The organism is Arthrobacter zhaoxinii (genome assembly GCF_024385505.1).
GTDB lineage: Bacteria > Actinomycetota > Actinomycetes > Actinomycetales > Micrococcaceae > Arthrobacter_B > Arthrobacter_B zhaoxinii.
This window is the reverse complement of sequence record NZ_JANFLT010000007.1, coordinates 89,218-102,824: the sequence shown is the minus strand read 5'-3', so window position 1 is coordinate 102,824 and position 13,607 is coordinate 89,218. Positions and strand designations below refer to the sequence as shown.

Annotated in this window: 11 protein-coding genes and 1 tRNA gene; 4 read left to right on the top strand and 8 right to left on the bottom strand. The window is 67.3% G+C overall.

Features of this window, described 5'->3' with window-relative positions; all coding sequences use genetic code 11:
* Positions 1 to 14: 14 nt before the first annotated feature.
* The gene (locus tag NNX37_RS15500) at positions 15 to 1,898 is read left to right on the top strand and encodes a phosphoenolpyruvate carboxykinase (GTP) (RefSeq protein WP_255793649.1); all 1,884 of its coding nucleotides are present in this window, start codon (positions 15 to 17) and stop codon (positions 1,896 to 1,898) included.
* Between the two features lie 72 nt (positions 1,899 to 1,970).
* Here the strand turns inward: NNX37_RS15500 and NNX37_RS15495 are convergent, their stop codons facing one another.
* Together NNX37_RS15495 and NNX37_RS15490 are read right to left on the bottom strand one after the other, a co-directional pair.
* Positions 1,971 to 2,423, bottom strand: a complete 453-nt coding sequence (locus NNX37_RS15495; protein WP_255793648.1) for a hypothetical protein — start codon at positions 2,421 to 2,423, stop codon at positions 1,971 to 1,973.
* A 3-nt stretch (positions 2,424 to 2,426) separates the two neighbouring features.
* Positions 2,427 to 3,833, bottom strand: coding sequence for a phosphomannomutase/phosphoglucomutase (locus NNX37_RS15490; RefSeq protein ID WP_255793647.1), 1,407 nt, complete (start codon positions 3,831 to 3,833; stop codon positions 2,427 to 2,429).
* Between the two features lie 112 nt (positions 3,834 to 3,945).
* Here NNX37_RS15490 and NNX37_RS15485 point away from each other — a divergent pair, with 112 nt between their 5' ends.
* Positions 3,946 to 6,096, top strand: coding sequence for a RecQ family ATP-dependent DNA helicase (locus tag NNX37_RS15485; protein WP_255793708.1), 2,151 nt, complete (start codon positions 3,946 to 3,948; stop codon positions 6,094 to 6,096).
* A 108-nt stretch (positions 6,097 to 6,204) separates the two neighbouring features.
* Here the strand turns inward: NNX37_RS15485 and NNX37_RS15480 are convergent, their stop codons facing one another.
* Positions 6,205 to 7,047 (bottom strand): alpha/beta fold hydrolase, encoded by an 843-nt coding sequence (locus NNX37_RS15480; protein ID WP_255793646.1) that lies wholly within the window; start codon positions 7,045 to 7,047, stop codon positions 6,205 to 6,207.
* A 195-nt stretch (positions 7,048 to 7,242) separates the two neighbouring features.
* On the opposite strand from NNX37_RS15480, the gene NNX37_RS15475 reads away from it, so the two are divergent.
* Positions 7,243 to 7,842 carry a hypothetical protein gene (locus NNX37_RS15475; RefSeq protein ID WP_255793645.1) on the top strand — a complete coding sequence of 200 codons (600 nt, stop codon included), beginning with the start codon at positions 7,243 to 7,245 and terminating at the stop codon, positions 7,840 to 7,842.
* Here NNX37_RS15475 and NNX37_RS15470 read toward each other — a convergent pair.
* Positions 7,827 to 8,663, bottom strand: coding sequence for a crotonase/enoyl-CoA hydratase family protein (locus tag NNX37_RS15470; protein WP_255793644.1), 837 nt, complete (start codon positions 8,661 to 8,663; stop codon positions 7,827 to 7,829). The two genes, NNX37_RS15475 and NNX37_RS15470, sit on opposite strands and share 16 nt — an antisense overlap.
* Before the next feature lie 88 nt (positions 8,664 to 8,751).
* Between NNX37_RS15470 and NNX37_RS15465 the strand changes: the two genes are divergently transcribed.
* Positions 8,752 to 9,309 (top strand): hypothetical protein, encoded by a 558-nt coding sequence (locus NNX37_RS15465; RefSeq protein WP_255793643.1) that lies wholly within the window; start codon positions 8,752 to 8,754, stop codon positions 9,307 to 9,309.
* Positions 9,310 to 9,485: 176 nt separating this feature from the next.
* Here NNX37_RS15465 and NNX37_RS15460 read toward each other — a convergent pair whose 3' ends face one another.
* The 4 genes from NNX37_RS15460 to NNX37_RS15445 form a co-directional block, all read right to left on the bottom strand.
* The gene (locus NNX37_RS15460) at positions 9,486 to 10,526 is read right to left on the bottom strand and encodes an aldo/keto reductase (protein ID WP_255793642.1); all 1,041 of its coding nucleotides are present in this window, start codon (positions 10,524 to 10,526) and stop codon (positions 9,486 to 9,488) included.
* 12 nt (positions 10,527 to 10,538) lie between these two features.
* Positions 10,539 to 11,162 carry a GNAT family N-acetyltransferase gene (locus tag NNX37_RS15455; RefSeq protein WP_255793641.1) on the bottom strand — a complete coding sequence of 208 codons (624 nt, stop codon included), beginning with the start codon at positions 11,160 to 11,162 and terminating at the stop codon, positions 10,539 to 10,541.
* An 82-nt stretch (positions 11,163 to 11,244) separates the two neighbouring features.
* Positions 11,245 to 11,332: transfer RNA gene (locus NNX37_RS15450), tRNA-Ser, on the bottom strand.
* Between the two features lie 95 nt (positions 11,333 to 11,427).
* Positions 11,428 to 13,557: a prolyl oligopeptidase family serine peptidase gene (locus tag NNX37_RS15445; protein WP_255793640.1), complete on the bottom strand. Its 2,130-nt coding sequence runs from the start codon at positions 13,555 to 13,557 to the stop codon at positions 11,428 to 11,430.
* Positions 13,558 to 13,607: the final 50 nt, after the last annotated feature.

The following is a 13,607-nucleotide window of genomic DNA, read 5'->3' as shown; positions in this document are numbered from 1 at the left end:
CGAAGGGAAGAGTCATGGGCGATGACGCGCGTCAGCTAGTTCTTGATGAGAACGGCGAGAATGCTGCAAGCCAGCCGCTGGACACTACCGGAGGCGCTGCTGCCCCCACCACCCACCAGGCCCTCCTCTCCTGGGTGAACGAAGTTGCCGAGCTGACACAGCCTGACCGCGTGTATTGGGTGAACGGTTCCGTAGAGGAGAACCGGCTCCTCACGGATGAACTGGTCGACGCCGGCACCCTGGTGCGGCTGAATCCCGAGACTTTCCCGAATTCCTTTGCTGCCTTCTCGGACCCCAAGGACGTGGCCCGGGTCGAAGAGCAGACCTTTATTTGCTCCGAAAAGCGCGAAGACGCCGGGTTCACCAACAACTGGATGGATCCGGGCGAGATGCGCGCCAAGCTCAACGGGCTTTTCGCCGGCTCCATGCGCGGACGCACCATGTACGTAGTCCCCTTCGTCATGGGTCACCTGGCCGCGGAAGACCCGAAGTTCGGCGTCGAAATCACCGACAGTGCCTACGTGGTCGCCTCCATGCGGATCATGGCCAACATCGGCACCGACGTGCTGCGCAAGATGGAGGAACTGGACGCCTTCTTTGTTCCGGCACTCCACTCCGTGGGCTTCCCGCTGGCCGAGGGTGAAGACGACGTACCCTGGCCGTGCAGCGACGAAAAGTGGATTGTGCACTTCCCCGAGGACCGCTCCATCTGGTCCTACGGCTCGGGCTACGGCGGCAACGCGCTGCTGGGAAAGAAATGCTACGCCCTGCGCATCGCCTCGATCATGGCACGGGACGAGGGCTGGCTGGCCGAGCACATGCTCATCCTCAAGCTCACCAGCCCGGAGCGGAAGGACTACTACGTCTCCGCCGCCTTCCCCTCGGCCTGCGGCAAGACCAACCTGGCACTCCTGGATCCGACCATCGACGGCTGGAAAGTGGAAACCCTCGGTGACGACATCACCTGGATGCGGTTCGGCAAGGAGGGTGAGCTGCGGGCCGTGAACCCGGAGGCCGGCCTCTTCGGCGTCGCTCCGGGCACCGGATGGAGCACCAACCCCAACGCCATGCGCGCCATCGCCAAGGGCAACTCCATCTTCACCAACGTCGCACTGACCGACGACGGCGGTGTCTGGTGGGAGGGCATGACGGACGAGGCTCCCGCGCACCTGACGGACTGGCTCGGCCAGGAGTGGACGCCCGACGCCGGCCACCCCGCTGCGCATCCGAACTCCCGGTTCTGCACGCCGATCGACCAGATCGACATGCTGGCGGACGAATACCACTCCCCGAACGGTGTCCCGGTTTCGGCGATCCTGTTCGGCGGCCGCCGCAAGACCACCGTTCCCCTGGTGACCGAGGCCCGGGACTGGGCCAGCGGCATCTTCATGGGTTCCACGCTGTCCTCCGAAACCACTGCCGCCGCGGCGGGTCAGGTGGGCCTGGTCCGGCGCGATCCGATGGCCATGCTGCCGTTCATCGGGTACGACGCAGGCGACTACCTGCGGCACTGGATCGAGCTCAGCGGCAAGGCCAACCAGGAGAAGCTGCCCAAGATCTTCCTGGTGAACTGGTTCCGCCGCACCGCCGACGGCGGCTTCGCCTGGCCGGGCTTCGGCGACAACGCCCGGGTGCTCAAGTGGGTCATCGAACGCCTGGAGGGAACGGCCGACGCCGTGGAAACCCCCATCGGATTCGTTCCGACCGGCGACTCCATCGACCTCACCGGACTGGACATGACGCCGGCGGACGTGGAACAGGCGGTCCGCGTGGACCCGCAGGAATGGGCCACGGAGCTGGACGCCATCGACGAGTGGTACGACCGCTTCGGCGCCACGCTGCCGCAGGAGCTGCAGGACCGGCTGGCCGAACTAAAGGAACGCTTCGCCGCCGCCTAGCCATAGCCGGTAATAGCAAAGGGAGCCCCGCCGAATTACCGGCGGGGCTCCTTTTTGCAGTGCTAGGGCTGGTTACTCAGACTCGGCCCAGACGATGGGCTCGCCGCCCTCCCAGATGGGCTCGTTAAACGTCCACTCGCCGTCCTGCTCGGAGTAGGTCTGGATGGCGGAGATGCAGACGCCCTCCGAGTGCTCCGTGACGATGTGGATGGCGTCGGTGTTTTCCTCCGGCAGGTGGATGTCGGAGAACACGGCAACCGCCCGGTTTTCGCCCTTCTGCTCGGTCAGCACCGTGTAAAGGTCCTCGATCATGGAATCCGCGTCGAGGTCCTCGTCGCTGTCCTCGGGGGAGACGGCGATCATCCGCAGCTCGCCGTCGTTCTGCACTACCAGCGCGGCGGGCAGGAAGGCGCCCTGTGCTTCGAGCTGCTCCTGAGTGACACCGAGGGCGGTGCCGAGCAGGGAGTTCAGGTCCTCCTGGACCTCGGCGGAAGGCTCGGATCCGTTCAGTTCTACATCAGCCATTTGTTATTTCCTCACTAGTGTCAATACGTGGTCGCGGACGCGCTCCATGGTGGGCAGGTCCTCTGCTTCAGCGTTCAGCCGCAGGAATGGTTCGGTGTTGGAGGCGCGGAGGTTGAACCACCACGCGCCGTCGTCGGATGTGAAGGTCACGCCGTCGAGGGTGTCCACCGTGACGCCGTCGCGCTCGAATTCGGCGCGGACGCGGGCGACGGCGGCCGGGACGTCTTCGACCCGGGAGTTGATCTCGCCGGAGGAGAAGTACGGCTCGTACTCGCGGGCCAGGTCCGAAAGGACACGGGTCTGCTCGCCCAGGGCGGCGAGCACGTGCATGGCGGCGAGCATGCCGGTGTCGGCATTGTAGAAGTCGCGGAAGTAGTAGTGCGCGGAGTGCTCGCCGCCGAAGACGGCACCTTCGCTGGCCATCACTGCCTTGATGAAGGAGTGGCCCACCCGCGTGCGGACGGCGCGGCCGCCGTCGTGCGCAACCAGTTCGGGCACGGCGCGGGAGGTGATCAGGTTGTGGATGATCACGGGCGTCTCTTCGCCGGCGGCCCGGGCGCGGGCGATCTCCCGGCGGGCCACCAGGGCGGTGACGGCGGAGGGACTGACCGGATTGCCCTTTTCATCGATCACAAAGCAGCGGTCGGCGTCTCCGTCGAACGCCAGGCCGATGTCCGCGCCGTGCTCGACGACGGCGGCCTGCAGGTCCCGCAGGTTCTCCGGCTCCAGCGGGTTGGCCGGGTGGTTCGGGAAGGACCCGTCCAGTTCAAAGTAGAGCGGAACGATGTCCAGCGGCAGCCCGGGCAGGATGGTGTCGCCCAGCACTGCGGGGGTGGTCATGCCTGCCATGCCGTTGCCTGCATCCACCACTACCTTCAGGGGGCGGATCGCGGACAGGTCCACGAGGCTGCGCAGGTACCCGGCGTAGTCGGCCAGGACATCCTTGATGGAAATGGATCCCGTGGCGGCGGCCGGGGGGATGACGCCGTCGTTCAGGTACTGCTCGGCGAGTGCCTGGATTTCCTTCAGGCCGGTCTCCGAGGAGATGGGGACTGCGCCGGCCTTGGCCATCTTGATTCCGTTGTACTGGGCCGGGTTGTGGCTGGCGGTGAAGGTCACCCCGGCGGCGTTCAGTACACCGCAGGCGTAGTACAGCTCGTCGGTGGAGATGAGGTCCAGCAGGAGCACGTCTGCCCCGCGGGCAGTGGCGCCGCGGGCGAAGTCCCGGATGAACTCGGGGGAGGACGGGCGCATGTCACCGCCCACCAGGACCGTCTGTCCGGCCAGGCCCTGAACGTCGACAAACGCGGCCCCTACGGCCTCGACGATCTGAGGGGTGATGGTCTCGCCCACGACGCCGCGGACGTCATAGGCCTTAAAGGACGCGGAGAGGTCGAATGCATTGTTCACGTTGGCCAGTCTATAGGGGGCACCTGCCGGGGCGTTCTTGTCCACAGCCGGAATCCGGTGCAGGGAACAGTTCCTCAGGTGCTGGGATAGTGGAGGTATGGAAAGCACCGATATGCAAGACACTGCTTCTAACACGGCTTCTGAGAGTTCCGACACAACCCGCGCGCTGCACGCCGAGGCGGTTCAGCTGCTGCGGGCACTGGTGGGCAATGACTCCGCCGAGTTCCACCAGGACCAGTTCGAAGCCATTGAGGCGCTGGTCTCCGGCGGCCGGCGTGCCCTGGTGGTCCAGCGCACCGGCTGGGGAAAATCCGCCGTCTACTTTGTAGCCAGCCTGCTGCTGCGGGCCCGCGGAGCCGGTCCCACGCTGATTGTCTCCCCGCTGCTGGCCCTGATGCGGGACCAGGTGGCAGCCGCCGGGCGGGCCGGGGTCCGTGCCGAAGCCATCAACTCCGCCAACCAGCTGGAATGGCAGGACATTTCCGCGAAGCTCGAGGCCGATCAGGTGGACGTTCTGCTGGTGTCCCCGGAGCGGCTGAACAACCCCGGGTTCCGGGAACAGCACCTGCCGGAACTGATCCGGCGCTCCGGACTGCTGGTGATTGACGAAGCGCACTGCATTTCCGACTGGGGCCATGACTTCCGTCCGGACTACCGCCGCATCCGAAGCCTGATCGAGCAGCTGCCCTCCACGGTGCCGGTGCTGGCCACCACCGCCACGGCCAACAGCCGTGTGGTGAAGGACATCGAGGAACAGCTCGCCGCCGGCGGCGAGGACGTGTTCACCATCCGCGGCCCGCTGGCCCGCGAGTCCCTGCGCCTCGGCGTCCTGCGGCTGCCCAACCCCAAGGCGCGCCTGGCCTGGCTGCTGACGCACCTGGACGAGCTGCCGGGCAGCGGGATCATCTACGCCCTGACCGTGTCCGGCGCCGAGGACACGGCCCGGCTGCTGCAGAAGGCCGGGCATCCGGTCCTCGCCTACACGGGCCGAACCGATCCCGCGGACCGGGAAGAGGCCGAGGCCGCGCTGAAGGAGAACCGGGTCAAGGCCCTGGTGGCCACCAGCGCACTGGGCATGGGCTTCGACAAACCCGATCTGGGGTTTGTGATCCACCTGGGCGCCCCGTCCTCTCCGGTGGCGTACTACCAGCAGGTGGGACGTGCCGGCCGCGGCACCCCGAACGCAGACGTGCTGCTGCTGCCCGGGGCCGAGGACCGCGACATCTGGCAGTACTTCGCCACGTCCTCCATGCCGGAGGAAGGGCCGGCCACCGCGGTGCTCTCCGAGCTGGCGTCCGGCGAGGTGCTGTCCGTCGGTGTGCTGGAGACCCGGGTCAATCTGAAGCGCTCGCCGCTGGAACTGCTGCTGAAGGTCCTGTCCGTGGACGGCGCCGTCGAAAAGGTGTCCGGCGGCTGGCGGGGCACCGGCCAGCCGTGGCATTACGACCGGGAACGCTATGAACGGATCGCTGCTGCCCGGGTGAAGGAACAACAGGCGATGCTTGACTACGAGAGCACCGACGGCTGCCGCATGCAGTTCCTGTCCCAGCAGCTCGACGATCCGGCGGCCGCACCCTGCGGACGCTGCGACAACTGCGCGGGCCGCTGGTTCGGCGCCGACGTCGCGGCGGAGGCTTCCGACAACGCGGCCCGGGCCCTGGACAAGGTCGGGGTGGAGGTGGACCCGCGCGGAATGTATCCCTCGGGCATGGACCGGCTGGGCGTGCCGGTGAAGGGCAAAATCAAGCCGGACCGGATCGTCTCCGGCGGCCGTGCCCTGGCCCGGCTGACGGACCTGGGCTGGGGCGGCCGGCTGCGTGAAATCTTCGCGCCCGGCGCAGAAGACGTGCCGGTGGACTCGGCACTGCTGAACGGCTGCGTGCAGGTGCTGGCGCAGTGGGGCTGGGCGCAACGCCCGGTGGCCATTGTGTCCATCCCCTCCCGGTCCCGGCCGCAGCTGGTGGACTCGCTGGCCAGCGGGCTCTCGGAGCTGGGCCGGATCCCGTATCTGGGGACCCTGCAGCTGCCGCACGGCGGGCCCGCCGGCGGACCCGGCGGCAACAGCGCCTTCCGGCTGGCCTCGGTCTGGGACCAGTTTGCGGTTCCCCCGGAAGGGGCCGCCTGGTTCGCCGCGAACCCCGGCCCGGTGCTGCTGGTGGACGACTTCGCGGACAGCCGCTGGACCCTCACCGAAGCCGGCCGGGTGCTGCGGGAAGCCGGGGCCGAAGCGGTGCTGCCGTTTGTGCTGGCGCTGAAGGCCTAGCGCCGCCGCCGGTTGACGCGCGGCTTGGTGCACGGACAGCGGCGGGACGGGTTGGTCAGTCCCGCCGCTGTTTGCCTAGTCGTCCTGCCGGTTGTTTAGCGGGAACCGCTACTTGGCGACGAATTCCAGAAGTGCCTTATTCACCTCGGCGGCATGCGTCCACAGCAGGCCGTGGGGCGCGCCGTCGATTTCCACGTAAGCCGCGTCCGGAACCAGCTTCCGGAAGCGGCGGCCCGTGGCGTCGATCGGCAGGATCTTGTCCGCCGTGCCGTGCAGGATCAGCACCGGTTTGCCGCTTTCGCGGACGGCATCGACGTCGGCGCGGAAGTCTTCGATCCAGGTGGGCACCACGGCGTAGGCGGCGACCGGCGCGCTGGAGGTGGCGGTGTTCCAGCTGGCGGTGACGGCTTCCTGGCTGATCCGGCTGCCGAGGTTTTCGGACAGGTTGTAGAAGTCGGAGTAGAAGTTGGTGAACCAGGCGTACCGGTCCTCCCGGGCGGTGGCTTCGATGCCGTCAAACACCTCCTGCGGCACGCCCTCGGGGTTGTCCTCCCGTGCCACCAGGAACGGCTCAAGCGAGGCGAGGAACGCGAGCTTGGCGATCCGTTCGTGGCCGTGGCGGCTGACGTAGCGGGCAAGCTCCCCGGTGCCCATGGAGAAGCCGACCAGGATGACGTCCCGCAGGTCCAGCGTCTCGAGCACTGTGAACAGGTCTGCAGCGAAGGTGTCGTAGTCGTAGCCGGAGCCGGCCTTGCTTGACTGTCCGAAGCCCCGCCGGTCATACGTGATCACCCGGTAGCCGGCGGCGAGCAGTTCGCGTGTCTGGCGCTCCCAGCTGTGGCCGTCCAGGGGATAACCGTGAATCAGCACTACGGGCTGACCCGTTCCGTGGTCTTCGTAGTAGAGGTGGATGGTGGTGCTGTTTTCGGTGCCTACGGCAATGAATCCCATGACCGGTTCCTTTCCGAGCGGGGCGGGAACGGCTGTTCCCGCTGCGAGGAAGATGCTAGAAGAAGGAAGGCATGACGGTAAGGGTGCGGGCCGTGGAAATCCGGCCGAGCGCCGCCGGGGCATCGATTCAGCAGAAATTACCGTTTTCGGGCAGCAAAACGGTAAGTGCTGCAGACCCGATGCAAAATCCGGTAAATGTTGCAGACTCGGTCCAGAAGCAGTGACTACTGCTGGAAACGGGGAAGCGCCATGGGGTGGGACGGACGAGAAGCATCGGAACGTGCAGCGGATCGCAACGCTGCCGGTTGGCTGTCTGCTGCAACTGCTGCCGGGGCACTGGTGGGGATGTGCCGGCAGCTGGCGGGTCCGGGGAGCCCGGTCCCAGGGTCCTGGCTGCCGTCCCTGCTGGTGCATTTTGGCGCCGGCCTGCTTGCGGCGGTGTTGCTCGTAGTTGTCTGGGCACTCACCGCACGGCATGAGGCACGGCTCGGGATCCGGCAGCAGCGCGGAGCAATGGCAGCGCTCGCAGGACTTGCAGTGTTCGGCGTTTCCTTCACTCCGGATCTGGTCTTCAGTCCGGTTTTCGGAGGCGCCCTGCTGCTGCTGGCGGTACGGACCCGGGATGCCCGGACCGCCGCGATGGGATTCACGGCACTGGCCGCCGCGTTGGCGCTCGCCGTATCCCCCGAGCTGCCCGGAGCAGCGCTGATTCTCGGCCTGGTTACCGTTGCCGCCGCCTCTGTTCCGGTCCGGCTGCGGCGTGCGGACGCCCGGGCCGCCTACTCGCCGCGGTAAACCGGCGGACGCCGTTCAGCGAAGGCAGCGGTAGCCTCACCGAAGTCACGGCTGGCCAGGAACGCCGTGTTCCAGACCTGCACATACTCCAGCCCGTCCTGCACCTGCGCCTGCGTCCGCCGGTTCAGAACCTGCTTGACACCCTGCACCACCAGCGGGGGATTCGCGGCTATCTGAACCGCCAGCTCGCGTCCGCGCGCGACGACGTCGTCGGCCAGTTCCGTGACCAGCCCCAGGGCCGCGGCGCGGTCGGCGTCGAAATCCTCACCGGTCAGGGCCAGCTGCCGGGTGGCGCCTTCGCCGATGATGGCGGGCAGACGCTGCAGGGAGCCGAGGTCCGCCACAATGGCGACGCGAACCTCCCGGACGCTGAAGCGCGCCGTGCGGGACGCGATCCGGATATCAGCAGCGGCAATAACGTCAATGGCTCCGCCGATGCACCAGCCGTCCACCGCTGCGATCACCGGCTTCGCGCAGCGGGCCAGCGACGTGACCGCGTCCTGAAGGTCCTTGATCTGCCGGCGGAAACCGTCCCGCAGTTTCGCATCCATGCCGCCGGCGGCGAGCAGCGGCGCGAACACCGGAGCCATGGCGGGCAGGTCCAGGCCGTAGCTGAAATTTCCGCCGGAGCCGTAGAGCAGGACGGACCGGACGGCGTCGTCGGTGCTGAGCGCGTCGAACACCGCGGGCAGCTCGGTCCAGAAATCCGGACCCATCGCATTGCCCTTGGACGGTCCAAGGAGCTGCACCTCCGCCACGCCGGCATGAATTTCGACACTCAGGGATCGCAGGGAAGGCAGGGCAGTGGCGCTGGACGTCATGGCATCTCCGTTGATTGGGCGTCGTTGTGCTGCACGTCAATATACCGGCCGTTTTAAGGCCCGAGGAAAGCAAAGCTAGGATCAAGGTATGGAGCTTGCGGTTATCATCCTCTTCGTCTTATCCATTGCTGTTGTCAGCGTGCTTTGGGGCAGGATCGAGAAGCGCCGCGCCGCCGATCCGCGGCCGGAGGCAGACACCTCGAACGGTGCCACTGGATCAACCCCGGAGCGGCCCGCACGCCAGCAGCGCCCGGCGCGACCCCGTTCCGCTCCGGCTGGAACCGGCACGTCGCCGCAGGCCGCCAAGGAAGCTGCGTCCCTGCTTAGCGCTGACCAGCACCGGCAGATCTACGCAGCCCTCGGCCAGGGCCAGCCAGTGAAGGCACTGAAGCTTTACGCGATGTTCACCGGCGCCGGTATCCGTGCCTCGGGTGCCGCGATCACGAACATGGCCGCCCACCCGCAGCCGTATGTGCGGCCTATTCCGGATCCGGACACATCGGCCCAGCCGGACGCCGCGAAGCCCGGCCAGGCAACGCCGGATGCCGCCAAGCCCGCAGCCGGTGCAGAAACAGATGCAGTCCGCGAAGAAGAGATCAGCAAGTGGGCGCAGCAGCTGCGGCCCGAAGACTTCCTCAAGCCCTAACCGACAGGAAAGGCCGGGCCGCGTGCGGCCCGGCCTTTACGGTGCCCGGGTAATTCACCCGGGCGGGCTACCGCCAGGGCTTACCGCCCGCCCCGGTTCCGGGTTGCCCCGGGGTTGCCGTCCGGCTTACCGCCCGGCCCGGCCGCCCTCGAGCGGGCGCTCCCGCTGGGTCCGGCTTACCGCCCGGCCCGGCCGCCCTCGAGCGGGCGCTCCCGCTGGGTCCGGCCGTCCGGACCGTACGGGTAGTTGCCCACCTGCGGAACGCTCAGCTCGGTCAGGCGCTGCTTTTCCTCGTCGGTCAGGACCAGGAACGCCGCACCCAGGTTGTCGGCGAGCTGGTCCGTGGTCCGCGCCCCGAGGATTACCGAGGTCACCCCGGGACGGTCCGCCAGCCAGGCCAGGGCCACCTGCGCCGGCGTGGCCGAGTGGGCGGAAGCAATTGTCCGCAGTTCGTCGAGGATCCGCCACGTCCGCTCATTGTGGCTGCGCAGGTCCCAGCCCTGGAACTGCCGGGTGGGGTTGTCACCCACACGGGTGTTCCCGGCCGGCACCGTCTCGCGGTCGTATTTGCCGGTAAGCCAGCCGCCGGCCAGCGGGGACCAGGGCAGCAGCCCGAGTCCGGCGTCGAGCGCTGCCGGAACAATCTCGGATTCAATCTCCCGCTCGAGCAGGTTGTACTGCGGCTGCAGCGTGACCGGCAGGGCCCAGCCGTGCTCCCGCGCCAGGTAGACGGCCTTGGTCAGCTGCCAGCCGGTGAAGTTCGAAAGCCCGTAGTAGCTGATCTTCCCCGCCGTGATCGCGTCATTGAGGAAGCCCAGGCTCTCCTCCAGAGGGGTGCAGGGATCCCACGCATGCAGCTGGTACAGGTCCACGTGGTCTACGCCCAGCCGGGTCAGGGAAGCGTCCAGTGCACGGCGCAGGTGACGCCTGGAGGTGCCCACATCGTTCGCTCCGGAACCCATCGGGAAGCGTCCCTTGGTGGCGAGGACGACGTCGGCAGCCGCCGAGGGATTCGCGTGCAGCCAGCGGCCGATAATTTCCTCGGACGCACCGGAGGTGTACACATCCGCGGTGTCCACGAAGTTACCGCCGGCGCGCACGTAGTCATCGAGGAGGGCGTGCGAGGTCCGCTCGTCGGATTCGTTGCCGAAGGTCATGGTGCCCAGGGCATAGTTGCTGACCGAGGTTCCACTGTTGCCGAGCAGTCGCATTTCCATGGATTTTTTCCTTCACGGTAGGGAAGCTGGTGAGTCGGGTGCCAGCTTATCCGGCGCCCGGTCCGAAAGCTCCTGGTCCGACGGCGGCTGGTTTAGCGCCCGGTCCGAAAGCAGCGCGGCGAACAGCAGGGAATCCCGCCGCTGCCCGTGCACCAGCCGGTGCTCCCGCAGCCGTCCCTCGAACACGAAGCCGTTCTTTTCCAGCACCCGGACCGACCCCGTGTTGTCCGGATGGCAGGTCGCCTCGACCCGGACGAGCCCCATCGGGCCAAACGCCAGCTCCCGCAGGAGCGCCGCGGTTTCGGTGGCGAGGCCCAGTCCCCAGACCTCCCGGGCCAGGGTGTAGCCCAGTTCCCCGTTGCGGTCGGACGCGCTGGTGGTCCACACGGCTGCAGTCCCCACCACCCGTTCCTGGAACCGCACGGCCAGGGTGAACCGTGTCCGCCCGGGCCTCCCGGGTTCGTCCGCGGCGTCGGCGATGAAGGCCCGGGTATCGGCAAGGGTGTTGGGTCCCCACGTGGACCACTGCGTAACCAGCGGATCGGAGGCAAACGCGTGCACGGCGTCGACGTCGTCGGGCGTGAAGTCCCGCAGCGTGACGCGCGGTCCCCGGAGGAGGACGGTGTCTTGTGCCATGGCTGCGGACCCTTCGGAAGCGATTCAGTGGTGAATCTAGGGTAGACGCAAAAAAACCCCCGGTTTCCCGGGGGTTTCAGCGCGGAGACGGGGAGATTTGAACTCCCGGTGGGCTTTAGGCCCACACTTCATTAGCAGTGAAGCCCATTCGGCCGCTCTGGCACGTCTCCAACATACTTTTCAGCTCGCACTGTCAGCATGGCTTGCAGCTTCCGCTGCCAGCCTGACAAGACTACCGGCAACCTGCCGGTTTCGGCAAAACGCCTCAGCCGAGCCCTCCGGTGAGCGCTTCCCACAGGAATTCGTAGGACATGGCGTGCATCCGGGCCGATTGCCGGTTGTCCGCCGCACCGGCGTGGCCGCCCTCCAGGGCCTCATGGAACCAGACCTTCTCGGCACCCATGGCCTTCATCCGGGCCGCCATCTTGCGGGCCTGCACCGGGCCCACCCGGTCATCGCTGGTGGCGGTCCAGATCAGCGTCGGTGGATAGGAAACATCCTCCTTGATCAAGTGGTAGGGCGAGAAGGTCTGCACGAACTCCCACTGCTGCGGATCATCCGGATCGCCATATTCGGCAATCCAGGAGTAGCCGGCGGACAGTTTGGTGTAGCGGCGCATGTCCAGCAGCGGCACGCCGCAGGAAACAGCACCGAACAGGTGCGGATACGTGGTCAGCATGTTTCCCACGAGCAGGCCGCCGTTGCTGCGGCCGGTGCAGCCCAGATGCTCCCGGGACGTAACGCCGCGGGCCACCAGGTCCTCGGCCACGGCGGCAAAGTCTTCATACGCCCGGTGCCGGTTCTCCTGCAGGGCAGCGCGGTGCCATTCGGGCCCGTACTCACCGCCGCCGCGGATGTTGGCCAGGACGTAGACGCCGTGCCGTTCGGTGCCGTCGGCGTCCGTGGTGCGCCGCTCCAGCCAGCCGCGGCCCACCACCCCGCTGTACGCGGGGGTCAGGGAAGCTTCGAAGCCACCGTACCCGTTGAGCAGGGTAGGGTTGCCGCCGTCGAGCACCAGGTCCTGCGGGCCCACCTGGAAGTAGGGGACCTTGGTGCCGTCTGCAGACACGGCAAAGTGCTGTTCAACCGTGAGTTCGTCGGTGTTGAACAGTGCCGGCGTGGTCTTCACGGTTTCGGCCGGGCTGCCGTCCCGGGAACCCGTGCCGGCCAGGGTGCCGCGGGACAGTGTGGACGGTGTCAGGAATCCGGTGCTGATGAGCCAGTAGTCGTTGCCGGCGTCCTCGTCTTCGTCGTCCACGGCGTAGGCGTCCACCGTGTGCAGCGGCGGGCAGGCGTCCAAGATGTCCGCCCGCCAGCCGTCCTCGGGCGTGAGGACCAGGATTTCGGAGCTGACATCACGCAGCAGGTTCAGCAGCAGCCGGTCCCGGGTCCAGCTCCAGGACTGCAGCGACGTGGATGCATCCGGAGTGAAGAGGCGGTGGACGCTCCGGTTGCCGGCGGTGAAGTCCGCCAAGGACGCGGCCAGCAGGGACCCGGCGGGGTGGGTAACGCCGTCAACCTCCCAGTCCGTGCGCGGGCGCAGCAGCAGCCATTGGCGGTGCACGTCCACGTTCACATCCAGCGGGACGTCCAGCTGTACCCATTCGCTGCCCTCGCGCAGGAAGGTACGCGTGTTGTAGAAGTCGATGATGTCCACGGCCAGGTCCCGTTCAAAGCCCGGGGTCTGGTCCCGCTGCACCACGGCCATCATGTGGTCTTCGGGCACCTCGAAGAAGGGTTCGGCGTCCAACAAGTCCTGCCCGCGGCGCAGAATGCGGCTGCTGCGCGGGTAGGAGGAGGTGGTCATCGAGTCCGGCCCGAAGTCCGTCCCCACGTACAGGCTGTCCTCGGCGGCCCAGCTGATCCGGCTCTTGGCCGCAGGAATGTCGAAGCCTCCGGACACGAAGGTGCGGTCGACGACGTCGAACTCGCGGTAGCGGGCCGCGTCCCCGCCGTCGGGGGAGAGTGCGACCAGTGCCCGGCGGTAGGAGACGCCGTCCGCGGGGCGCAGGAACAGGGACCCACCCCAGACCCACTCGGCGCCTTCGGCGGCGCTGAGCTCGTCCAGGTCCAGCAGCACCTCCCACTCGGTGTCCGCCGCCGTGTAGCTCTGCCACGTGGTGCGCCGCCACAGACCCTTGGGGTGCTCGGCGTCGCGCCAGAAGTTGTAGTAGTGCTCTCCGCGCTTGGCAACCATGGGAATGCGGTCCGTGGAATCCAGGACTTCGAGCAGGCGTTCCTCGGTCCGTTCGAACCCGGTGCGCGCAAGCAGGTTTTCGGTGACGGCGTTCTCGGAGCGGACCCAGTCCAGCTGCTTATCTCCGTAGATATCCTCCAACCAGAGGAACTCATCTTCGGGGGCTGACGTGGCGGAGGCGAGGTGCGGGGAGGTCATGGCCCCATCCTAGCGACCGCGTTCTTTCCGGCCGGGTTCCGCGGTGCCCG